This is a genomic window from Actinomyces urogenitalis DSM 15434 (assembly GCF_000159035.1).
Classification (GTDB): Bacteria; Actinomycetota; Actinomycetes; order Actinomycetales; family Actinomycetaceae; genus Actinomyces; species Actinomyces urogenitalis.
The window spans coordinates 303,027-325,068 of the sequence record NZ_DS999576.1 but is presented as its reverse complement, the minus strand read 5'-3'; the positions used below and the strand labels follow the sequence as shown (position 1 = coordinate 325,068).

Annotated in this window: 21 protein-coding genes and 1 pseudogene; 8 read left to right on the top strand and 14 right to left on the bottom strand. The window is 69.6% G+C overall.

The features are described from left to right. Positions 1-196: 196 nt before the first annotated feature. The 6 genes from HMPREF0058_RS09575 to HMPREF0058_RS09550 form a co-directional block, all read right to left on the bottom strand. Positions 197-1,060, bottom strand: a complete 864-nt coding sequence (locus HMPREF0058_RS09575; protein ID WP_006549588.1) for a TrmH family RNA methyltransferase — start codon at positions 1,058-1,060, stop codon at positions 197-199. Further along, on the bottom strand, positions 1,057-3,012 hold the full coding sequence (locus tag HMPREF0058_RS09570) for an ABC transporter transmembrane domain-containing protein (protein WP_048683984.1): 1,956 nt from the start codon (positions 3,010-3,012) through the stop codon (positions 1,057-1,059). The genes HMPREF0058_RS09575 and HMPREF0058_RS09570 overlap by 4 nt, the downstream gene beginning before the upstream one ends. Beyond that, positions 3,009-4,757, bottom strand: coding sequence for an ABC transporter ATP-binding protein (locus HMPREF0058_RS09565; protein WP_006549586.1), 1,749 nt, complete (start codon positions 4,755-4,757; stop codon positions 3,009-3,011). The genes HMPREF0058_RS09570 and HMPREF0058_RS09565 overlap by 4 nt, the downstream gene beginning before the upstream one ends. A 77-nt stretch (positions 4,758-4,834) precedes the next feature. Further along, positions 4,835-5,935 (bottom strand): SPFH domain-containing protein, encoded by a 1,101-nt coding sequence (locus HMPREF0058_RS09560; protein WP_006549585.1) that lies wholly within the window; start codon positions 5,933-5,935, stop codon positions 4,835-4,837. Between the two features lie 74 nt (positions 5,936-6,009). Beyond that, positions 6,010-6,462 carry an NfeD family protein gene (locus HMPREF0058_RS09555; protein ID WP_006549584.1) on the bottom strand — a complete coding sequence of 151 codons (453 nt, stop codon included), beginning with the start codon at positions 6,460-6,462 and terminating at the stop codon, positions 6,010-6,012. Positions 6,463-6,510: 48 nt separating this feature from the next. Beyond that, positions 6,511-7,323, bottom strand: a complete 813-nt coding sequence (locus tag HMPREF0058_RS09550) for an ABC transporter ATP-binding protein (protein WP_006549583.1) — start codon at positions 7,321-7,323, stop codon at positions 6,511-6,513. Between the two features lie 100 nt (positions 7,324-7,423). On the opposite strand from HMPREF0058_RS09550, the gene HMPREF0058_RS09545 reads away from it, so the two are divergent. Beyond that, on the top strand, positions 7,424-8,128 hold the full coding sequence (locus HMPREF0058_RS09545) for an Rv1486c family protein (protein WP_040319864.1): 705 nt from the start codon (positions 7,424-7,426) through the stop codon (positions 8,126-8,128). A gap of 32 nt (positions 8,129-8,160) precedes the next feature. Here HMPREF0058_RS09545 and glgA read toward each other — a convergent pair whose 3' ends face one another. Continuing rightward, positions 8,161-9,396: a glycogen synthase gene (gene glgA, locus HMPREF0058_RS09540; RefSeq protein ID WP_040319924.1), complete on the bottom strand. Its 1,236-nt coding sequence runs from the start codon at positions 9,394-9,396 to the stop codon at positions 8,161-8,163. A gap of 219 nt (positions 9,397-9,615) precedes the next feature. On the opposite strand from glgA, the gene HMPREF0058_RS09535 reads away from it, so the two are divergent. Together HMPREF0058_RS09535 and serB are read left to right on the top strand one after the other, a co-directional pair. Then, positions 9,616-10,860, top strand: a complete 1,245-nt coding sequence (locus HMPREF0058_RS09535) for a glucose-1-phosphate adenylyltransferase (protein WP_006549580.1) — start codon at positions 9,616-9,618, stop codon at positions 10,858-10,860. 68 nt (positions 10,861-10,928) lie between these two features. Then, entirely contained in the window at positions 10,929-11,633 is a 705-nt protein-coding gene (serB, locus tag HMPREF0058_RS09530) for a phosphoserine phosphatase SerB (RefSeq protein WP_006549579.1), read from the top strand. 1 nt (position 11,634) lies between these two features. On the opposite strand, the gene HMPREF0058_RS09525 is transcribed toward serB, so the two are convergent. Genes HMPREF0058_RS09525 through HMPREF0058_RS09515 form a run of 3 tightly spaced genes read right to left on the bottom strand, consistent with a single transcriptional unit; the run spans position 11,635 to position 13,777 of the window. Next, positions 11,635-12,174 (bottom strand): SixA phosphatase family protein, encoded by a 540-nt coding sequence (locus tag HMPREF0058_RS09525; RefSeq protein WP_231550169.1) that lies wholly within the window; start codon positions 12,172-12,174, stop codon positions 11,635-11,637. A gap of 50 nt (positions 12,175-12,224) precedes the next feature. After that, a complete protein-coding gene (locus HMPREF0058_RS09520) occupies positions 12,225-13,058 on the bottom strand; it encodes an SDR family oxidoreductase (RefSeq protein WP_006549577.1) in 834 nt (277 codons plus the stop codon). Beyond that, on the bottom strand, positions 13,055-13,777 hold the full coding sequence (locus tag HMPREF0058_RS09515; protein WP_006549576.1) for an SDR family oxidoreductase: 723 nt from the start codon (positions 13,775-13,777) through the stop codon (positions 13,055-13,057). Before HMPREF0058_RS09515 ends, HMPREF0058_RS09520 begins: the two co-directional genes overlap by 4 nt. A 35-nt stretch (positions 13,778-13,812) precedes the next feature. On the opposite strand from HMPREF0058_RS09515, the gene dusB reads away from it, so the two are divergent. Beyond that, on the top strand, positions 13,813-15,129 hold the full coding sequence (gene dusB / locus HMPREF0058_RS09510) for a tRNA dihydrouridine synthase DusB (protein ID WP_006549575.1): 1,317 nt from the start codon (positions 13,813-13,815) through the stop codon (positions 15,127-15,129). On the opposite strand, the gene HMPREF0058_RS09505 is transcribed toward dusB, so the two are convergent. Both HMPREF0058_RS09505 and HMPREF0058_RS09500 read right to left on the bottom strand, forming a co-directional pair. Continuing rightward, the gene (locus HMPREF0058_RS09505) at positions 15,109-16,398 is read right to left on the bottom strand and encodes a YibE/F family protein (protein ID WP_006549574.1); all 1,290 of its coding nucleotides are present in this window, start codon (positions 16,396-16,398) and stop codon (positions 15,109-15,111) included. The two genes, dusB and HMPREF0058_RS09505, sit on opposite strands and share 21 nt — an antisense overlap. A gap of 77 nt (positions 16,399-16,475) precedes the next feature. Further along, entirely contained in the window at positions 16,476-17,870 is a 1,395-nt protein-coding gene (locus HMPREF0058_RS09500) for a glycine--tRNA ligase (protein ID WP_024034531.1), read from the bottom strand. Positions 17,871-17,992: 122 nt separating this feature from the next. Between HMPREF0058_RS09500 and HMPREF0058_RS09495 the strand changes: the two genes are divergently transcribed. The 4 genes from HMPREF0058_RS09495 to HMPREF0058_RS09480 are packed head-to-tail and all read left to right on the top strand — an operon-like array spanning position 17,993 to position 21,127. Next, on the top strand, positions 17,993-19,006 hold the full coding sequence (locus tag HMPREF0058_RS09495) for a metal ABC transporter solute-binding protein, Zn/Mn family (RefSeq protein ID WP_040319862.1): 1,014 nt from the start codon (positions 17,993-17,995) through the stop codon (positions 19,004-19,006). Then, on the top strand, positions 19,003-19,854 hold the full coding sequence (locus tag HMPREF0058_RS09490) for a metal ABC transporter ATP-binding protein (RefSeq protein ID WP_006549571.1): 852 nt from the start codon (positions 19,003-19,005) through the stop codon (positions 19,852-19,854). The genes HMPREF0058_RS09495 and HMPREF0058_RS09490 overlap by 4 nt, the downstream gene beginning before the upstream one ends. 38 nt (positions 19,855-19,892) lie before the next feature. Further along, the gene (locus HMPREF0058_RS09485) at positions 19,893-20,750 is read left to right on the top strand and encodes a metal ABC transporter permease (protein WP_193390338.1); all 858 of its coding nucleotides are present in this window, start codon (positions 19,893-19,895) and stop codon (positions 20,748-20,750) included. Then, positions 20,747-21,127 carry a Fur family transcriptional regulator gene (locus tag HMPREF0058_RS09480; RefSeq protein ID WP_006549569.1) on the top strand — a complete coding sequence of 127 codons (381 nt, stop codon included), beginning with the start codon at positions 20,747-20,749 and terminating at the stop codon, positions 21,125-21,127. The genes HMPREF0058_RS09485 and HMPREF0058_RS09480 overlap by 4 nt, the downstream gene beginning before the upstream one ends. A gap of 5 nt (positions 21,128-21,132) precedes the next feature. Here HMPREF0058_RS09480 and uppS read toward each other — a convergent pair whose 3' ends face one another. After that, complete coding sequence (uppS, locus tag HMPREF0058_RS09475; protein ID WP_006549568.1) at positions 21,133-21,942, bottom strand: polyprenyl diphosphate synthase; 810 nt, start codon at positions 21,940-21,942, stop codon at positions 21,133-21,135. Between the two features lies 1 nt (position 21,943). Next, positions 21,944-22,042, bottom strand: a pseudogene (locus HMPREF0058_RS13435) (DNA repair protein RecO); the annotation flags it as partial.

Below are 22,042 nucleotides of genomic sequence, written 5' to 3'. Positions count from 1 at the left end.
TGCCGGCCGCAGCAGGGCCAGGAGCACGCCACCGGTCATGACGACGACGGCGATGTACCAGCCGGAGGCCTCATGAAACCACACCAGGTGCTGCAGGCCCCGCATGAGGGCGAAGGTCAGCGCCGTCACCGCCCCGGCGAGCAGGCCGTAGGAGACCGCGACCGTATAGGTCCGCGGGGTCGCTCCGCCGCTCATCTCAGCTCCTGACCCGTAGCTCCCAGAAGGCGACGGCGGCTGCCGCAGCCACGTTGAGGGAGTCCACGGCTCCGGCCATCGGGATGCGCACGACGGCGTCGGCCGCCGCGATCGTGCGCGGCGCGAGTCCGTCCCCCTCGGTCCCCAGTACCACGGCCACGCGCGAGTCCGCCCCGCTACAAGCCGGGGAGGCGGAGAACTCCCCCAGGCTCACCGAGTCCTCACTCAGTGCCAGGGCCGCCACGGTGAATCCTCCGGCGTGCAGCTCGTCCAGGGCCGGCCAGTGGTCGATCCGCGTCCACGGGACCTGGAAGACCGTTCCCATCGAGACCCGCACGCTGCGCCGGTACAGAGGGTCGGCGCAGTGCGGGGTCACCAGCACGGCGTCGATCCCCAGGGCGGCGGCGCTGCGGAAGGCGGCGCCGACGTTGGTGTGATCCACCAGGTCCTCCAGCACCGCCACGCGCCTAGCCCCCGCTCCCCCGCGCGCCGAGGCGAGGAGCTCGCCGACGCTGGGAAGAGCAGGCCGGTTCATCGCCGCCAGGGCGCCACGGTGAAGGTGGAAGCCCGTGATCGACTCCAGCAAGGGCTCAGGTGCGATGAAGACCGGGACGCCCCCGCCGTCGTCACGCCCCTGGCAGCCGGTAGCGGCGGCGATGACGGGACGCAGCTCGTCGTACCAGCGCGGCGCCATGAGGAAGGAGCGCGGGGCGTGCCCAGCCTCCACGGCACGCACGATCACCTTGGAGGACTCGGCCATGTACAGGCCGCGCTCGGTCTCCAGACGGCGCCGCAGGGCGACGTCAGTCAGGCTCGTGTAATCGGCCAGGCGGGGGTCGTCGACGTCGTCGAGCTCGATGATCACGCCCGGTCCCCTGACGCCGCGCTCTCCTCGTCCGCCGGGCCGGAGAACTGGCTCTGGTAGAGCTCGAAATAGGCACCGTGACGCGCCATGAGCTCGTCATGGCTGCCCTGCTCCACGATGTCACCGTGCTCCATGACCAGGATGACGTCGGCATCGCGGATCGTGGACAGGCGGTGAGCGATGACGAAGCTCGTCCGTCCCTGCCGCAGCCCCACCATGGCCTTTTGCACCAGCAGCTCGGTGCGTGTGTCCACCGAGCTGGTGGCCTCATCCAGGACGAGGATCTGCCGGTCGGCCAGGAAGGCACGGGCGATGGTGATCAGCTGCTTCTCACCGGCCGAGACCCCAGAGCCGGAATCGTCGATCACTGTGTCGTAGCCCTGGGGCAGGGCGCGGATGATGTGGTCGACGCTGGCCGCCCTGGCCGCAGCGAGCACCTGCTCCTGGCTCGCGCTGGCCGCCCCGAAGGTGATGTTCTCGCGGATCGTGCCCTCGAAGAGCCAGGTGTCCTGGAGGACCATGCCGATCTGCTCACGCAGCTCGCCCCGTGCCACATCGCGGTTGTCCACGCCGTCCAGGCTGATGGTGCCGGACTGGGGATCGTAGAAGCGCAGCAGCAGGTTGACCAAGGTGGTCTTGCCCGCGCCCGTCGGGCCGACGATCGCCACCGTCTGACCAGGCTCGACCGTGAGGTTGAGGTCCGTGATGAGCTCGGTGTCCGGGGTGTAGGAGAAGCGGACGTGGTCAAAGACCACGCGACCGCACACCCGCTCAGGCAGCAGGCGGTCCTGGGTGTCCTCGCTCTCCTCGGGTGCGTCCAGCACCTCGAAGACCCGCTCGGCGCTGGCCGCGCCGGACTGCAGGAGGTTGGCCATGGAGGCCAGCTGCGTGATGGGCTGGGTGAACTGCTGGGAGTACTGGATGAAGGCCTGCACATCTCCCAGCGTCATCGCTCCCTGCGTGATGCGGATACCACCAACCACCGCGATGATGACGAAGTTGAGGTTGGAGACCACACGCATCGCCGGCTGGATGGTCCCCGAGATCCACTGGGCCTTGTAGGAACCCTCGTACAGGCGGTTGTTGGCCTGCTCGAACAGGTCCGCGAAGGTCTCCTCCGAGTTGAACAGCGCCACGGCCTCGTGCCCGGTGAAGGCCTCCTCCACCACGCCCGAGACCTCACCGGTGGCCTTCCACTGCTGGGTGAAGTGCGGCTTGGCCTGGCGCGCGATGAGGACGGAGATGATCATCGCCAGCGGGATGGTCACCACTGCCACCAACGTCAGCTGCCAGGAGACGGTGAGCATCATCGCGAAGACGCCGATGACGGTGATGATGGAGTTGAAGGCCTGGGACAGGGTCTGCTGGAGGGTCTGGGAGACGTTGTCGACGTCGTTGGTGACCCGGGAGAGCATGTCGCCGCGGCTGCCACGGTCGATGTAGGACAGCGGCACCCGGGCCAGCTTGGCCTCGACCTCTCCACGCATCCGGCTCGCCGTGCGCTGGACGACGCCGGCCAGGATACGTCCCTGGAGCCACAGGAAGACCGCCGAGGTGAGGTAGAGGGCCAGTACCTGGGCCAGCACGATGAGCAGGGCGCGCGTGTCCAGCCCCTGACCCACGACCACGTCGTAGGCCGAGAGCATGGAGACGTAGGTGTCCTGCCCGGCGGCGCGCAGGGCGGCCACGAGCTGGTCCCCACTCATCCCGGCCGGAAGCCCCAGGTGTCCCAGCAAGGTACCGATGACGCCTTCGAAGATGAGGTTCGTGGCGCGTGCCAGCACCTTGGGAGCCAGCACGTTGAGCACCACGGAGACGGCTGTCAGGGCGATGACCAGGCCGATCCGCCAGCGCTCAGGACGCAGCTCGTGGATGAGCCGCTTCCAGGTGGCGGAGAAGTTGCGCGCCTTCATCCCCGGCGCGAGGGTACGGGGTCCGGGTCCGGCGCTCATGCTGCCTCCTCCGCGCTGATCTGGGACAGGACGATCTCGGCGTAGGTCGGGCAGGTGTCCATGAGCTCCTCATGGCGTCCGATGCCGACCACGTGCCCCTCGTCAAGGACCACGATCTGGTCCGCTCCGCGGATCGAGGCCACGCGCTGAGCCACCACCAGCAGGGTGGCCCCGTCAGTGGCCTCCGGCAGGCCCGCACGCAGACGTGCGTCCGTGGCGTAGTCCAGGGCCGAGAAGGAGTCGTCGAAGATGTAGACGCCGGCCGGGCGCACCAAGGCCCGGGCGATGGCCAGGCGCTGGCGCTGGCCACCGGAGAAGTTGACGCCTCCCTGGTCCACCTCGTGGTCCAGGCCGTCGTCGAGCTGGCGGACGAAGTCGGCCGCCTGGGCGGCCTCCAGGGCCGCCCACAGCTCATCGTCCGTGGCGTCGCTCTTGCCGTGGCGCAGGGTAGAGCGGATCGTGCCGGAGAACAGGAAGGCCTTCTGCGGCACCGTGGCCACAACCGAGCGCAGCTCGGCGAGGTCGAGGTCACGCACGTCGACGCCGTCGATGCTCACCCGCCCCTCGGTGGCGTCCAGGAGCCGGGGCAGCAGGCCCACCAGCGTGGTCTTGCCCGATCCTGTGGAGCCGATGACGGCCGTCATCGTGCCGGGAGCCATCTCTAGGTCGATCTCGGCCAGGACTCGCGAGGCCGCCCCGGGGTAACGGAAGGTGACCTTGTCCAGACGCACGCGGCGTCCTCGGCCCGGACCCTCGGCGGCCGGCAGCGTCTGAGGGCTGGCCGGGGAGGAGATCGCCGGGTGGACGGCCATGACCTCACCGATGCGGTCAGCAGCCACCTGGGCACGTGGCAGGAGGGTGACCAGCATGACGGCGATGAGGACGGAGAAGAGGATCTGCATGATGTAATTGAGGAAGGCGGTCAGGTCGCCCACCTCCATGCCGCCCGAGGAGATGCGCTGTCCCCCGAACCACATGACGGCGATCGTGGCCAGGTTCATGATGAGCATGACGCTCGGCATGAGCAGGGCGAAGAGCCGGCCGATCGCCAGGGACGTCGTCGTCAGGTCCTGGTTGGCCCGGTCAAAGACCTCCCGGCGCTGGCGCTGGCGCACGAAGGCGCGGATGACGCGCACGCCCTGGATCTGCTCGCGCATGACGAGGTTGACGCGGTCGATGCGCGACTGCATCGACTTAAAGTGTGGCAGCAGCCGACTCATCAGCAGCCCGACCACCACGAGCAGCAGAGGGATGAGGACCAGCAGCAGGGCGGACAGCGGGGCGTCCACGCGCAGGGCCATGATCGTGCCGCCCACGAGCATGATCGGTGCCATGAGCATCATGGAGGCGATCATGAAGACGACCATCTGGATCTGCTGGACGTCATTGGTGGAGCGGGTCACCAGCGAGGGAGCGCCGAAGCGCGAGACCTCCTCGGTGTTGAAGCGCTGGACGTGGTTGAAGACGTCAGCGCGCATCGCCCGGCCCAGTCCCATGGAGGCCTTGGCCGCTAGGTAGGTACCGATCACCGCGGAGACTCCCTGAAGCGCGGTGATTGCGAGCATCTGCCCGCCCAGCACCCAGATCCGGTCCGTGTCCCCGGCCACCACGCCGTCGTTGATGATGTCAGCGTTGAGCGTGGGAAGGGACAGGGCGGCGATCGTCTCCACGACCTTGAGAGCCAGGACTGCGAGCAGCGAGGGCCAGTACGGCCTCAGATAGTGACGCAGAGTTCGAAAGAGCACAGCGGGCAGGCTAGAGCACTCACCTGACGATTTCCTGAGCACTCCGGCCCTGCCCACCGTGATCTGGCAGTCAGTCCTTAGTGAGCGGCGTGGGAGCCGCCTGTCGGACGCTCCTCCGTGGCCTCCTGGGAGGCCGAGGCCACCTCGCCACGTGCCTGGGCCAGGGCCTCCTCCGGGGTCTGGAGGTTCGTCTCGGCCAGGTCAGAGGCGATGGACAGGGCGTCGTCCATACCGGACAGGTCGACTCCCACCTCATCCGCACTCTCGGGAGCCGCGGGCGAGCCGCCAGACTTGCCGCCCAGGGCACCGGCGATCCCGTCCAGGGCAGCCGTGAACTCGGTCGGCACGATCCACATCTTGGAGGAGTTGCCGTTGGCGATCTTGGGCAGGGTCTGCAGGTACTGGTAGGCCAGCAGCTTGGGGTCAGCGTTGCCGCGGTGAATGGCGTCAAAGACCTGCAGGATCGCGCGGGACTCACCCTGAGCCTTGAGGATGGCGGACTGGGCCTGGCCCTCAGCACGCAGGATGGCGGACTGCTTGTCACCCTCGGCGGTGAGGATCTGGGACTGCTTGACACCCTCGGCGGTCAGGATCGCGGCACGACGGTCACGCTCGGCGCGCATCTGCTGCTCCATGGCACCCTGGATGGAGGCCGGCGGATCGATCGACTTCAGCTCGACGTTGGACACGCGGATGCCCCAGCGTCCGGTGGCCTGGTCCAGCACCCCGCGCAGCTGGCCGTTGATCTGGTCGCGGCTGGTCAGCGTCTGCTCCAGGTCCATGGCGCCGATGACGTTACGCAACGTAGTCACCGTCAACTGCTCAATGGCCTGCAGATAGCTGGCGATCTCGTAGGTGGCGCGCTTGGGGTCGGTGACCTGGTAGTAGATGACCGAGTCAATGGACACCACGAGGTTGTCGGAGGTGATCACCGGCTGGGGCGGGAAGGAGACGACCTGCTCACGCAGGTCCACCGTCGAGCGCACCCGGTCGATGAAGGGGACAAGGAAGTGCATGCCAGCGCCGTACTCGGCCTGGAACTTGCCCAGACGCTCCACGATGATCGCGTAGGACTGCGGCACGATCCGCACTGCCTTGGCGATAGCGACGATGACGAACAGGGCCACGAGGGCCAGGACAACAAGAGGGACGATCTGCAGTCCCGCGAATGAACTCATGAGGAGCCTTTCAGGCAGTGCGGTGGTCAGGACGTGGTCAGGGCTTGAGGATCGAACCGGTCAGGGCATCGCTCTCATACGGGCTGGACGACGGCGACGGCCCCGTCGATGGCGACGACGCGTACCTGGGCACCGGTAGCCAGCCGCGCCTCCTGGGGACCAGAACGCGCCGGGTCCGGGTCAGCCAGGCGCGCGCTCCACTCCTCACCTCCCAGCCGTACTCGTCCTCCGTGGGCGTCGACGACGGTGAGAGCAACCGCCTCACGGCCCACCAGGGCCTCGGCGTTGGTACGCATGTCCGGCGTGGTCGCCCGCAGGTGCCGCTTGGCCCAGGGACGGACCAGGACGAGCAGCAACGTGGACACCAGGGCGAAGACGACCACCTGCAGCCAGAAGGGTCCGCCCAGCGCCGCCGTCACCGCCGCTCCGAGCGCTCCCCCGGCGAACATGAGGAAGGTCAGGTCCACGGTCAGGGTCTCAATCACCCCCAGGACGAGGGCGCCTCCAACCCACCACAACCAGTCCATCAGGGCCTCCTTGCTCGCTCGTGCGTGTCTTGAGGGTTCAGGGTCTGTCTAGTGCCTGCCTGAGCGGACGCCCAGCAGGTCCTTGCCGCGTGCGGCGTAGCGGCCCCGGTCCACCGTGACCTCCAGGGGCAGGCCGAAGGTGGTGGACATGACCTCGTCGGTCAGGACCTCCTCCAGGGGACCCTGCCCCGCGATCATTCCCTCGCGCAGGGCCAGGGCGTGGGTGAATCCGACCGGGATCTCCTCCAGGTGGTGGGTCACCAGCACCATGGTGGGCGAGCCGGGAGCCGAGATGATCTCGCTCAGGGCCGCCAGAAGCAGCTCACGTCCTGCCACGTCCAGGCCCGAGGCCGGCTCGTCCAGGATGAGCAGCTCGGGGTCGGGCATGAGTGCGCGTGCGATCTCCACGCGCTTGCGCTCACCGGAGGACAGGCTGCCCCAGCGGCGGTCCGCCAGCTCCTCGACCCCGAGGGCACCCAGCAGGGCCCGCGCACGCTCGACGTCGAAGTCGTCATACTCCTCGCGCCACACACCGATCGTGCCGTAGGAGGCGGACAGCACCACGGACTCCACGGTCTCGCTCTCCAGCACGGACTGCGCCAACGCCGAGGAGGTCAGCCCGATGCGCGGGCGCAGCTCAGTCACGTCCACACGCCCCATGCGCTCGCCGAGCACGTCCACCGTGCCTGAGGAAGGGAAGAGCCTGGCTGCGGCGATACGGGAGATCGTGGTCTTTCCCGCACCGTTGGGGCCCAGCAGCACCCAGTGCTGCCCCTCGGTGACGCTCCAGGTAACATGGGACAGGATCTGGTGACTGCCACGGTGGAGGCAGACGTCGTCGAGGTGCAGCACGCTGGTCATGGCCCCACCCTATCGTGCGGACGTGACCTGGGTCCCACACCTGACAGGGCGTGGGACCCAGGTCACGTCCGCGCTGGTCCTCCTCGTTAGGCTCCCGCCCATGTCCCCTCTGGTTCTTCCCGTGAGCGTCCTGCTCGCCCTGTGGGCGCCTGTCCCCTCCTCGATCGGGCTGGCCCTGGTCCAGGGGCCCGACGCCGTGCACGAGGTCGCGGACCCAGGACCTGGCGGTCTCGGGCTCGTCAGCCTGGAGACATGGCTCGCGCGCACTGGCGCGCTGCGACGCTGCGCCGCGGTCCTGCCGAGCCCGGCAGATCCCCTGCCCGGCCTGGCAGCCGCGCTGGAGGCTGGCGAGGGCGTACTGGTTGAGACCGCAACCCGGCGCCTGCTGCTGGTCCCGCAGCCCTCCGGGGCCTCGGTGCACTGGCACGCCGAGGAGCTCACCGCCGCCGTCCCACCCTTTGACGCCGCCCACGCGCGTCGCACCACCTACCAGGCCACCGAGGAGGCCATCACGGCACTGACCGAGCTGGACCTGGCTCGCGAACGCCCCGATCTGGCTGAGGAGCTCACCGACCTCATCACCGCGGTCCTAGACCCCCGTCTCATCCCGCCGTCGCTAGAGCCTCGCCGTCGTGAGCTGCTGGAGCGGTCCCTGCGGCTAGCGGCGATCTGCGAGCTTGCTCTGAGTGACGACGGCGCCGCGGCGACGGCGGCGCAGGCCCAGCGGCGCCGACAGGTCCTGCGCCCTCTGCTGGCTGTGGCGCGCCAGGGCGTGGCCGCAGCGACCGAGAGCTGGGCCGTGTAGGAGCGCAGCCCTGCTCGGTTGCCAGCAGCCCCTCAGCCCTTGGGGTGGGCCAGCGCCCACTCGTAGACGTCCATGGTCTGGGTGGCAATCGCGGACCAGGAGAAGTGCTCCTCAACGCGCCGTCGGGCCGCTGCCCCCATCCGGGAGGCAAGCTCGGCATCCGTGACCAGCGCGGTCAGGCGCTCAGCCAGGTCGGCCGCGAAGCGCTCGGGGTCCGTCGGCGTGCCGGTGCCGTCGGTGAGCTGGTCGATTGGCACGAGGTAACCGGTCTCGCCGTCGACGATGACGTCCGGGATGCCGCCGGTGGCCGAGCCGACCACCGGCAGGCCCATCGCCATGGCCTCCAGGTTGACGATGCCCAGCGGCTCGTAGACCGAGGGGCACACGAAGACGTCGGAGGAGGCCAGCACAGCCTGCAGCTCACGGTGGGGCAGCATCTCCTCGATGAGGATGACGCCGGTCCGCGTGGCCTGGAGCCCGGCCACAGCCTGATCAACCTCCGCCTTGATCTCCGGGGTGTCCGGGGCGCCGGCGCACAGGATGACCTGGACCTGCTCGGGCAGCTGGGCGACGGCGCGCAGCAGGTGGGGCAGCCCCTTCTGGCGCGTGATACGGCCGACGAAGACGATCGTGGGCCGGCCGGTCTCGATCCCGAAGCGAGCACGGACCCGCACCGCCAGCTCCTCGAAGGCGGCGTCCGTGGGGCGGGCCCAGTCGGCCAGGTCAATGCCGTTGTGGACGACCTTGACACGCTGCGGGTCCACAGCCGGGTAGGAGCGCAGGATGTCCTCACGCATGCCGTGGGAAACGGCGATGACGGCGCTGGCCCCCTCGTAGGCCTGAGCCTCGGCCCAGGAGGACAGGGCGTAGCCACCGCCGAGCTGCTCGGCCTTCCACGGGCGCATCGGCTCCAGGGAGTGGGCCGAGACCACGTGAGGAATGCCGTGCAGCAGGCCAGCCAGGTGACCGGCCAGGTTGGCGTACCAGGTGTGGGAGTGGACGATGTCAGCCCCTTCCACGTCCGCCACCATGGTCAGGTCCACCCCGAAGGTGCGCAGCGCCGCGTTGGCGCCAGCCAGCTCCGGCAGCTCGGCGTAGCCGGTGACCCCAGGATCGGCGCCCTCGGTACCAGGCTCGCGAGGGCCACCAAAGGCGTGGACCCGCACGTCCGCCACCGGACGCAGGACCTTGGCCAGCTCATTGACGTGGACGCCGGCACCGCCGTAGATGAAGGGCGGGTACTCCTTGGTCAGCAGGTCGACCCTCATGGTCCTCATCTCTTCCTCGTGGGGCACTGCGGGTGCCAGGGTGGGTATCGAGTCGTGGTGAGCGGCCGAGCGGGTGGCAGGCAACGCCGTCCGGCCCTCCCCTCAGACGGTATCGGCTCTGGCGCCCCGCCGTGCCGCTTTCGTCCTGACGAAAACCGTTCATGATCCTGTCACGCCATTTGCCCACCTAGGTCCTGCCGGGCCCTCTACGCTGGCCCCATGGCGTACCCACGAGTCCTCGCAATCATCCTCGCCGGCGGTGAAGGCAAGCGCCTGATGCCCCTGACGGTTGACCGTGCCAAGCCGGCTGTGCCCTTCGGCGGCATCTACCGGCTCATCGACTTCTCCCTGTCGAACATGATCAACTCTGGTTTCCTCAAGGTGGTTGTGCTGACTCAGTACAAGTCCCACTCGCTGGACCGCCACATCGCCAAGACCTGGCGGATGAGCGACATGCTAGGCAACTACATTGCCCCGGTCCCCGCTCAGCAGCGCGTAGGCAAGCACTGGTTCCTGGGCAGCGCGGACGCCATCTACCAGTCCCTCAACCTGCTCGACGACGAGCGGCCGGACTACGTGGTCATCACCGGCGCGGACAACATCTACCGCATGGACTTCTCCCAGATGCTGGAGCACCACATCGCCTCGGGCCTGCCGTGCACCGTGGCCGGCATCCGCCAGCCCAAGGCGCTGGCCAACCAGTTCGGCGTCATCGAGACCGACCCGGCGGACAAGGGCAAGATCAAGGCCTTCGTGGAGAAGCCCCAGTCCACCCCGGGCCTGCCCGACTCCCCCGACGAGGTCCTGGCCTCGATGGGCAACTACATCATGAACGCCGACGCCCTCCTGGACGCGGTCACCGTCGACGCCGCGGACGAGTCCTCTAAGCACGATATGGGCGGCAATATCGTCCCCTGGTTCGTCGCACGCGGAGCGGCCGGGGTCTACGACTTCAAGGACAACGAGGTTCCTGGTGCCTCCGAGCGCGACCGCGACTACTGGCGCGACGTGGGTACTGTGGACGCCTTCTACGACGCCCACCAGGACCTCATCTCGGTCACCCCGGTCTTCAACCTCTACAACGACCGCTGGCCGCTGTTCGCCGGCTACACCAACTCCATGCCGCCGGCCAAGTTCGTCTACGGCTACCACGAGCGCCTGGGCCACGCGGTGGACTCGATCGTCTCCCCCGGCGTCATCGTCTCCGGTGGTGAGGTCATCTCCTCGGTGCTCTCCCCGGGCGTGCGCGTCAACTCCTGGTCCTCGGTGCGCGAGTCCGTGCTCATGGACGGGGTGAACGTGGGACGCAACACCGTGGTCAACCGCGCCATCCTGGACAAGTACGTCCACGTGGAGGAGGGCGCGATGGTCGGTATCGACCCCGAGCACGACCGGGAACGTGGCTTCACCGTCACCGAGTCTGGGATCACCGTGGTCGCCAAGGGGCAGACTGTCACGCGCTGAGCAGCTGCGGCGTCTCACGCTCACGGCCTCGTCGTCTCACAACACGACGGGGCCGTTAGCATCGGCACATGAGCAACGCGACCAGCGCACCGGCTGCCCCCTCCCCGCGAGTCTCTGGGCTCCGCGCCACCGGCCTGCTGGCGCAGGCGGGCCCGGGTCTGCTGGTGATGGACGTGGACTCCACGCTCATCGAGCAGGAGGTCATTGAGCTCATTGCCGAGAGGGCCGGCACCCGCGAGCAGGTCGCCGCGGTCACGGCCCGGGCCATGCGTGGAGAGCTGGACTTCGCCGCCTCCCTGCGTGAGCGCGTGGCCACGCTGCGTGGCGTACCGGAGACGGTCTTTGCCGAGGTGCTGGCTGAGGTCCGTCCCACCCGTGGCGCGGCCGGGCTCATCAACGAGCTGCACGCACGCGGCTGCCGGGTGGGCGTGGTCTCCGGGGGTTTTGAGGAGGTGGTGGTCCCGCTGGCCGAGCGCCTGGGGATCGACCACGTCGCCGCCAACCGCCTGGAGGTCCGCGACGGTCACCTCACCGGCCAGGTCCTGGGCCGGATCGTGGACCGGCAGGAGAAGGTGCGCTGCCTGCGCCAGTGGGCCAGGCAGGACGGTGTCGAGCTCTCCCGCACGGTCGCGGTGGGCGACGGCGCCAACGACCTGGGCATGATCGCCACCGCTGGGTTGGGGGTGGCCTTCTGTGCCAAGCCGGTCGTCGTCGAGCAGGCGCCGGCGGCCGTGCACGTGCGTGACCTGCGCGCCGTCCTGGAGCTCCTCTAGCTCAGCTGGTCATGAGGATCTCGGTCAGACGGGCCCGGCCGGGGCCCAGCTCGGACCAGGAGACCGGGACCGAGAGCACCAGCGCCGTGGCTGGCGGGATGCCGAACTCGATCTGCCGGGCCAGGTCGCTTGCGCCCTCGTCCAGCTCATAGGCCAGGATCGAGGTCGTGGGCTCATGCCCCACCACGACGACGCTACGCACCTCCTCGTCCAGCACGGTGAGCTGTTCCAGGACCCTGGCCGAGCTGCCCATGTAGAGGACCTCCTCCACCCGTGTGTCCCGGGGACGCAGCCGGTCGCGCACAGGGCGGGCCGTCTGGCGAGTACGCGCTGCCGGGGAGACGAGCAGGAGGTCGAGGCTAGCGATCCGGCTGCCCAGCTGCTTGGCCAGGTCAGCCGCCATCTGCTCGCCGTGCTCGGTCAGCGGTCGCTCGGCGTCGGACATGCCCCGGGCCGCCTTGGAGTGGCGCACGAGCACGAGGGTGCGCTCGTCCGGCTGGCTCGTCATGGGCTCGTCAGCGCTCACAGCGTTCTCAGTCACCCGGCCAGGATACGCGAGCGGCTAGGCGCGGGAGGTGACGAGAGCGGTGGTCACACCAGGCTGGCCCCGCCGTCGGCGTGCAGCACCTCACCGGTCGTGGCCGGCAACCAGCTGGACAGCAGTGCCACCGCCGTGCGCGCCACAGGGCTCGGGTCGCCCGCGTCCCAGCCCAGCGGCGCCCGGCTCTCCCACGCCTGAGCCAGCTGGTCAAAACCGGGGATCGCACCCCCCGCCGTCGTCCGCAGGGGCCCTGCGGACAGGGCGTTGACACGAACCCCGCGGGGCCCCTGTTCCACCGCCAGGCCCCTCACACTGGCCTCCAGCGCCGCCTTGAGCGGTCCCATCCAGCCGTAGCCGGGCACGACCCTGCCTGACTCGAAAGTGAGGGCCAGCACCGCTGACCCAGGCACCAAGAGCGGGCTGAGAGCCCCCACCAGCGCCGGCAGCGAGGTCACCGAGACTGTGAGCGCGCGCTCCAGATCCGACTGCCAGGAGGCCAGGCCGGCGGCGCTCGCTCCGGCCTGCCCCTCCCCGGCACCAGGCGCGGCCGAATCGGACGGGCTCAGATGATCTCCCAGCAGGCCGGGAGCAGCCTGGGCCACTGAGTGGACCACGCCGTCCAGCGTGTCCACACCCAGACCGCGCAGCTGCGCCTCCAGGCCGCTCAGCGCCTCGGCGTCGGTCAGGTCCAGCGCCAGCACCGGGACCTCACCCAGGCCGGCTCCGGCGGCAACCCGCTCAGTCACCCGCAGCGCCCGTGGCGGCGAGCTCAGCACCAGGCGGGCGCCCTGCGCGCCAGCCTCGCGTGCCACGGCTGTGGCGATCGAGGAAGGACGCAGCACACCGGTGACCAGGACGGTGCGCCCGTCCAGCAGACCCGTCATCGTCCCATCCCCATCCCGCCGTCCACCGGCACGATCGCGCCGGTGACGTAGGAGGCCTGCGGGCTGGCCAGGAAACGGACGACGGCGGCCACCTCCTCAGCCCGTCCCAGCCGGCCCATCGGGATCTGGGCAAGGTAGGACTCACGCGCCGGCTGGCTCAGACCGGCCGTCATCGGCGTGTCCACGAACCCGGGGGCCACGGCATTGACCGTGATGCCCCGAGGCGCGACCTCCCGGGCCAGGCTGCGCGTGAGCCCCTCGATCCCGCCCTTGGACGCACCGTAGGCCGCTAGTCCCGTGCCCCCGCGGGCCGCGATCACGGAGGAGACCAGGATGATCCGGCCGCTGCGTCGGCGCAGCATGCCGGGCAGAACCGCACGCACTACCGTGAAGGCACCGGTAAGGTTGGTCTCCACCGTGGTCTGCCACGTCTCGTCACTGGTGCGCATGGCCAGCGCGTCCACGGCCACCCCGGCCGCACACACGAGGACCTCGACTCCCCCGGCCTCCTCCAGCCGGGCAGCCGCGGCCCGCACAGCGCCGGCCTCGGTGACGTCAACGCTGCATCCCCTCACGCCCTCCGGCGCCGCGCCGCTGCGTGACCAGCCCACTACCTGGTCACCGGCCTGGCGCAGCGCCCCGGCCACCGCCGCCCCGATGCCGCCAGAGGCACCGGTGACCAGCGCCGTCGGGGACGCGAGAGCACCGTCGTTCCTCACACCACTCACGACTACCAGCCTACGTGTGCCAGAGTGTGCGCGTGACGCACGCCCCCACCTCGCAACCTGCCGACCCGGCCCAGCTCGGCCTCGCCCCGCTCGGCGTCAGCCCGCTACGCATTGGCCCAATTACGGTTGGCGTGCCCGTCGAGCTCGCCCCGATGGCTGGCGTCACCAACGCCTCCTTCCGCCGCCTGTGCCGGGAGCAGGGCGAGAGCGCCCTGCCCGCTCACGCTCGCCCGGCAGCCGCCGGCCCGCTGCCTACCGACGACGGCGGCCTGCTCGCCCCAGCAGGTCTGTACGTCACCGAGATGGTCACCACGCGCGCGCTGGTCGAGCGCAATGACAAGACCCTGGCCATGGTGCGCACCGACCCCACTGAGCGCGTGCGCTCCATCCAGCTCTACGGGGTGGACCCGGTTATCGCTGGGAAGGCCGCGCGCATCCTCGTCGAGGAGGACCTGGCTGACCACATTGACCTCAACTTCGGCTGCCCGGTGCCCAAGGTGACCCGCAAAGGTGGTGGGGCGGCGCTGCCGTGGAAGAAGGACCTGCTGCACGCAATCCTGCGCGAGGTGGTGCGCGGAGCCGAGGAGGGGGTGCGTCTGGGCCGGCGCGAGCGCGAGGTGCCGGTGACCGTCAAGATGCGCATCGGCGTCGACGAGGAGCATGAGACCTATCTCGACGCCGCCCGCGCCGCCCAGGACGCCGGGGTCGCGGCCCTGGCCCTGCACGGGCGTACGGCCCGCCAGCACTACGCAGGCAAGGCGGACTGGTCCGCGATCGCGCGTCTGAAGGAGGCCTGCCGGATTCCTGTGCTGGGTAACGGGGACACCTGGACTGGTAGCCACGCGCTGGAGATGATGAGGCAGACGGGCTGTGACGGCGTGGTCGTGGGCCGGGGGTGTCAGGGCCGGCCCTGGCTGTTCGCTGACATCGTCCACGCCCTGTCCGGCTCCGTCGAGCGCACCCACCCGGACCTGGACGCCGTCATCGCCACGATCCGCGCCCACGCGCGCCTGCTGGCTGCCGAGCTCGGCGAGGACCGGGGCGTACGTGACCTGCGTAAGCACATTGGCTGGTACCTCAAGGGGTATCCGGTGGGCGGGCAGGCCCGTGGGGATCTGATGAAGGTCTCCTCACTCGCCGAGCTCGACGCCGGGCTGGAGGCCATGCGCGCACGCCTGCCCGAGCAGGTGCTCTACCCCGGCGAGACCGTGGAGGGACCGCGAGGGCGGGCCGGCACGCCCAAGCGTCCGCACCTGCCCGACGGCTGGCTGGACTCGCCCTACCTCAGCCAGGACCAGCGCGTGCTGCTGCTCCAGGCCGAGTCAGACGTCTCCGGAGGCTGACCCTGCCTGGCTGCCCACCACTGCGGCCTCATGCCGGGCCGGCGCGCACAGGGCGGCCGCGATCGCCGTCGTCGCCGGGATGGCGAGCACCAGCCCGATCGAGGAGACCAGCGTGCGCACGATCTCCTCGGCGATCTCACCGCTGAGCAGCGTGTCCACCACGGAGCGGTCAATGAGGGCGGCCGCCAGGATAAGTGGCAGGGCGGTGCCTGCGTAGGCGAAGGCCAGGGTGTAGACGGTGGAGGCGATGTGGTCGCGGCCGATCCGCATCCCACCGGTCAGCAGACGTGCTCGGCTGAGCGTGGGGTTGGCGGCGTGCAGCTCCCACACGGCCGAGGCCTGGGTGATGGTGACGTCATTGAGGACGCCGAGCCCAGCGATCACCATCCCGCAGGTCAGCAGTGAGGTCAGGCTCAGGCCCGGCACGATCGCGGTCAGCGTCAGGGCGTCCTCACCCACCGCGCCGGTGAGGTTGGCGGCGTCCACGCCCCACAGCGCCAGCACCACCGTGATGACGACGCCTGCCAGCGTGCCCAGCAGCGCCGTCGTCGTGCGGACGCTGACGCCGTGGGCGACGTAGACGGCGAGCAGCATCATGGCCACCGAGCCCACGAGGGTGACCAGGAGCGGAGGGTGGAGCGCGAGCAGCGCGGGGATCATGAAGCGCAGGAGCACGCCGGTGGCCAGCACCAGGCCGAGGACGGCGCGCAGGCCCTTGAGTCCGGCCACCGCCACGACGAGCACGAGGTAGGCCACGGCGAGAGCGCCAACCGGCAGCTGGCGGTCGTAGTCGACGAAGACGTAAGGGGTCCCGCCAGCCAGCGCCTGAGCGGTGTACATGACCCGCATCCGGTCCCCGACCTGGGCCGCCGGCAGGGACTCGGCAGGCACGTGGACGGGGACCACGAGGCCGCGTCCCTCACCCGAGGTGATCTCGGCGCACACGGCGTCGCCCAGGAGCGAGCCGTCGCTGATCCCGCCCAGGCTCGCTGCCGACTCGGCGCAGGAGGAGACCTGCGTGGCGGTGACACGGGCCGTGGCCAGGCTGGCGCCCTCGGCCGCAAAGGGCTGGGAGCCGATGGCCTCCACGCGCCCGGGCCACAGCACCGCGATGCCGAGGAGCGTGGCCAGGACCAGGGGGACGACGAGGGCCGCGAGCACGATCCGCACACGCCGGGACTCGCCTGGCGCCAGCCTCAGTGGCCCGCCGTGGTCGTGGGCGTGGCCGGCGGCGCGTCTGAGGCCAGGGGTACGGGGCTCGGTGCTCATCTGTCCATCATGCCTGACCGCTCACTCACGCTCTCCCACCCACGCCCCGCCTCAACCGGGGGTTGATGCTGAGGAGGTCAGCAGCCGATGAGGCGCTCAGCCAGGTAACGCTCCACGCCCTCCAGCGGGATGCGCTCCTGAGCCATGGTGTCGCGCTCACGCACCGTGACGGCGCCGTCCTGCGGAGAGTCGAAGTCGTAGGTGATGCAGAAGGGGGTGCCGATCTCATCCTGACGGCGGTAGCGCCGGCCCACAGCACCGGCGTCGTCGTAGTCGACGTTCCAGGTTCGGCGCAGGCGCGCAGCCAGCTCCTTGGCCGGACCAGTCAGCTCCTCCTTGCGGCTCAGCGGCAGGACGGCGGCCTTGACCGGCGCCAGGCGCGGGTCGAGCTTGAGCAGCACACGGGTGTCCACGCCACCCTTGGTGTTGGGAGCCTCATCCTCGGTGTAGGCCTCCACCAGGAAGGCCATGAGGGAGCGGGTCAGTCCCGCCGAGGGCTCGATGACGTAGGGGGTCCAGCGCTCGTTCTTGGTCTGGTCGAAGTAGGACAGGTCCTTGCCCGAGTGCTCGGCGTGGGTGCTCAGGTCGAAGTCCGTGCGGTTGGCGATGCCCTCCAGCTCGCCCCACTCGCTGCCCTGGAAGCCGAAGCGGTACTCCAGGTCCACCGTGCGCTTGGAGTAGTGGGAGAGCTTCTCAGCGGGGTGCTCGTAGAGGCGGAGGTTGTCCTCCTTGATTCCCAGGCCCGTGTACCAAGCCTTGCGGTAGTCGATCCAGTACTGGTGCCACTCCTCGTCCGTGCCCGGCTCGCAGAAGAACTCCAGCTCCATCTGCTCGAACTCGCGGGTACGGAAGATGAAGTTGCCCGGGGTGATCTCGTTGCGGAAGGACTTGCCCACCTGGCCGATGCCAAAGGGCGGCTTCTTGCGCGCCGCGCTCATGACGTTGGCGAAGTTGATGAAGATGCCCTGGGCGGTCTCGGGACGCAGGTAGTGCAGGCCCGCCTCGTCATCCACCGGACCGAGGAAGGTCTTGAGCAGACCAGAGAAGGCGCGAGGCTCGGTGAACTGGCCGCGGGTGCCGCAGTTGGGGCACACGAGCTGGTCAAGGCTGACGGAGTCGGGGTCCTCGATGCCGTGCTTGGCGGCGTATGCCTCCTGCAGCTCGTCCTCACGCAGGCGCTTGTGGCAGGAGGTGCACTCGATGAGCGGGTCAGTGAAGGCCTTGACGTGACCGGAGGCAACCCAGGTCTCGCGCGGCAGGATGACGGAGGAGTCCAGGCCCACGACGTCGTCGCGCGAGCGGACCATGTACTGCCACCACTGACGCTTGATGTTCTCCTTGAGCTCGACGCCCAGCGGGCCGTAGTCCCAGGCCGAGCGGGTTCCGCCGTAGATCTCACCGCACGGGAAGACGAAGCCGCGGCGCTTGGCGAGGTTGATGACGTTGTCGAGGGTGGAGGAGGTCTTGGCCACCATGTTCTCCTGCAAGTCGTTGTCCGCACCTGGTTGGTGGGAACGAGTGGGGTCAGTCTAGAGGCAGTATGGCGCCACCTCGTAGCGGCGTCCATTTGACACTCCCCACCCACTTGATGAAAATGATTCCCATGAACATCACCCAGTCCCACGTCCGACACGCCCTCGCCACGGTCAGCGCCCTCGCCCTCGGCGGCGCCCTGACCGCCTGCGCCGCCCTGTCCCCCTCCTCGCAGTCCGCTTCCGCCACCGCCACCGGCACCACCGCCGCCGACGGCCGGATCCAGGTGGCCGCCTCCTTCTACCCCATCCAGTACCTGGCCCAGGCCATCGGCGGGGAGCACGTCGACGCTGCCGCGGTCACCCCTACCAACGTCGAGCCGCATGACTACGAGCTCTCCCCCCGCGACGTCACCTCCTTGAGCGGCAAGGCGGCCATCCTCTACGTCTCCGGCTTCCAGCCCTCCCTTGACGACGCCGTTGCCCAGGTCTCCGGCCCCACCGTCACCGATCTGGCCAGCGCCGTGAACCTGGTCCACCACGACGGCGTGAGCGAGGACCATGACCACGGCGAGGACGAGGACGGGCAGGAGAGCCACGACCACGACGACGAGGCCACCGAGGCCCTCGACCCGCACTTCTGGCTCGACCCGGTCAGGATGAAGGCGGCCGCAAGCGCCGTCGCCCAGGCCCTGGCCGCCGTCGACCCGGATCACGCCTCCGACTACGAGGCCAACCTCGCCACGCTGACCGACACCCTGACCACGCTGGATGACTCCTACACCACGGGCCTGGCCCAGTGCGAGCGCACCACCTTCGTCACCGCCCATGCCGCTTTCGGCTACCTCGCCGACCGCTACCACCTCACCCAGGCCTCGGTCTCCGGCATCGACCCCGACGCCGAGCCCAGCCCGGCTGAGATCGCGGCGATCAAGACGATCGTGGCCCGCACCGGCACCACCACGGTCTTCACCGAGGCACTCCTCTCCCCCAAGACGACCCAGGCCCTGGCCGCTGAGACGGGGACGACGACGGCGGTGCTCGACCCTGTGGAGTCAGTACCCGAGTCCGGTGACTACACTGAGGCCATGACCACCAACCTCTCCCAGCTGCGCACCGCTCTGGGGTGCCAGTGAGCGCCGCTCGGCACGACCCGGATCCCGTCGTCGTCGAGGACGCCTCCGTGGTCCTTGGTTCCACCCTCATCCTGTCCGGTATCAACCTCACCGTGGCAGCCGGGCAGTCCGTGGCGCTGCTGGGGGCCAACGGCTCAGGCAAGTCCACGCTGGTCAAGACGGTCTTGGGTCTGAACCCTCTGTGGGCCGGTTGCGTACGTCTGTTCGGTCATGACGTCACCCACCGCTGTGGTGTGGCCTGGAACCGCGTGGGCTACGTGCCCCAGCGTGTGGGCGCCTCCTCGGGTGTGCCTGCCACGGCGCTGGAGGTCGTGCGCTCGGGCCTACTTGACTCTCGTCATCCTTTCGCCGACCGGGGCCGCAGAGCGCGCGAGCGGGCGCTAGCCGCCCTGGACGCGGTAGGCCTGGCTGATCGCGCGGGCGACCACGTCCAGGTCTTCTCCGGCGGCCAGTCCCAGCGCGTCCTCATCGCCCGTGCCCTGGTGCGTGACCCTGACCTGCTCATCCTGGACGAGCCCCTGGCGGGTATCGACCGCGCCTCGCGCGAGGCGCTCGCACGCATCCTGACCACCCTGCGTGAGCGGGGGCTGACGCTGCTGACCGTCCTGCACGAGATGGGTGAGCTGGCTGACGTCGTCGAGCGCGCCGTCGTCCTGTCGGAGGGACGAGTGATCTCTGACGGGCCGGCCTCCGCGCTCGCCCCGGCCCACCACGACCACGGTGAGCACGACGTCGTCGGCCACGACCACCTCGACGACTGCGAGCACGAGCACCCGCACGGTGACGCCGCCCCCGCTCGCCACCACGCCCCGGACCTGTCCGGCCCGCTCGGCGTGCACTCGCACTAAGGAACGCCGTGAACGAGCTCATCGACACCTGCTCGCAGATGTTCTCCAGCCTGCTCATGCAGCGTGCGCTCATCGTGGCCGTCCTGGTCGGCGTGTCCGCGCCAGTGGTGGGCACCTACCTGGTCCAGCGTGGTCTGGCGCTGCTGGGAGACGGGATCGGGCATATCGCGCTGACCGGAGTAGCCCTGGGCTGGCTGGCCGGAGCCGCCGCCAACGTCTCCCCGCACGACGCCTGGGCAATCCCCGGCGCCATCATCGCCTCCGTGCTCGGCGCCGTCCTCATCGAGGTCATCCGGGCCCGCGGCCGCACCCGCGGGGACGTGGCGCTCGCGATCCTCTTCTACGGCGGTATCGCCGGCGGCGTCATCCTCATCAAGGTCGCCGGAGGCACGACGACGAACCTCACCTCCTACCTCTTCGGCTCCATCGCCACGGTGAGCGTGGCCGACGCCTGGTTCACCATCGCGCTGGCCGCCGTCGTGCTGGCCGTGGGCCTGGGCCTGCGCGGTCCTCTGTTCGCCCTGTGCCACGACGAGGAGTTCGCCCGTGCCATCGGGCTGCCCACCGGCGTGCTCAACGTGCTGGTCGCCGTGGTCGCGGCGCTGACGGTCTCGGTGTCGATGCGGGTGGTGGGCGCCCTGCTGGTCAGCGCCGTCATGATCGTGCCAGTGGCGGTGGCCCAGCTCGTCTCGCACTCGTTCTCGCGCACCATGGGACTGGCCATGGTCATCGGTGTGGCCGCCTGCGTGAGCGGGCTGGTCATCACCTACGTCGTGGCGGCCTCTCCAGGAGCCATGATCGTCGTCGAGCTCGTGGTGCTCTACGCCGTGGTCGCCGTGGCGACCGGCCTGGGCCGTTACCTGCGCAAAGCGGGCCGCAAGGAGGCCTCAGCATGAGATCAACCTGGCAACGCGCCGCCGTGCGCGACATCCTGGAGCGCACCGAGGAGTTCCGCTCCGCCCAACAGATCCACGCCGCCCTGGAGGCGGAGGGGACCAAGGTGGGGCTGGCCACCGTCTACCGCAACCTCACCGCGCTGGCCGAGGCCGGTGAGGTGGACCAGGTGCGCAGCGACGAGGAGGTGCTCTACCGACGCTGCGAGGGCAGCGAGCACCACCACCACATCGTGTGCCGGCGCTGCGGGCACACCGTGGAGGTCGCTGGTGGCGAGCTGGAGGAGTGGATCGCGCGCGTGTCCGCCCAGGCGGGCTTCACGCAGATGGAGCACACGGCCGAGTTCTTCGGGGTGTGCGCCTCCTGTAGCAAGGACTGAGTGGCTCAGGCCTGGACCTGGTCCACCGCCCCACCAAAGCGCCGGTCGCGCTCGGCGTAGGCCTGGCAGGCCTTCCACAGCTGCGTGCGGTCGAACTCGGGCCAGGGCAGGGGCGAGAAGTACAGCTCAGCGTAGGCCGCCTCCCACATGAGGAAGTTTGAGGTCCGCTGCTCCCCACCGGTGCGGATCATGAGGTCTACCTCCCGCATCGTGGGCGAGTACAGGTGACGGGCCACGGTCCTCTCCCCCACCGCGGAGGCCTTGAGGTGCCCGGCGGCCACCTCCTGGGCGATCGCGCGGGCGGCGTCGGCGATCTCCGCCCTGCCTCCGTAGTTGAGGCACATGTTGAGCACCATGGTCTCGTTGCCGGCGGTCAGCCGCTCGGCGCGGCGGACCTCCTCCAGGACGGACTTCCACAGCCGCGGCTCGCGACCCACCCACCTCACCTGCACGCCCCAGGCGCGCAGGTCCTCGGTCTGGGCGCGCAGCACCTGGCGGGTAAAGCCCATGAGGAAGCGGACCTCGGCCGGTGAGCGGCGCCAGTTCTCGGTGGAGAAGGCATAGACGCTCAGCTCCTTGATCCCGATCTCCACCGCCCCGGCAATGACGTCCATCATGGTGGACTCCCCCGCCCGGTGGCCCTCGGTGCGCGGCAGCCCTCGGGCATTAGCCCACCGACCGTTGCCATCCATCACGCAGGCCACGTGCGCGGGCACGGCAGCGGCCGCCAGCGCCGGCGGCCTCAGTCCCGGTCGGTGCAGCGGCACGCGGTCCTCAGCGGCGTCATCCCCACGCGGGGCAGGTGTGCTGGTCATCTCAGGTCCTTTCCACCAGTGCCAGAGAGCGTAGACGACGCTCCAGGTGCCAGGTCACGTAGGCCGAGACCAGGCCCGAGGCCGCCGAGCGCTCACGGGG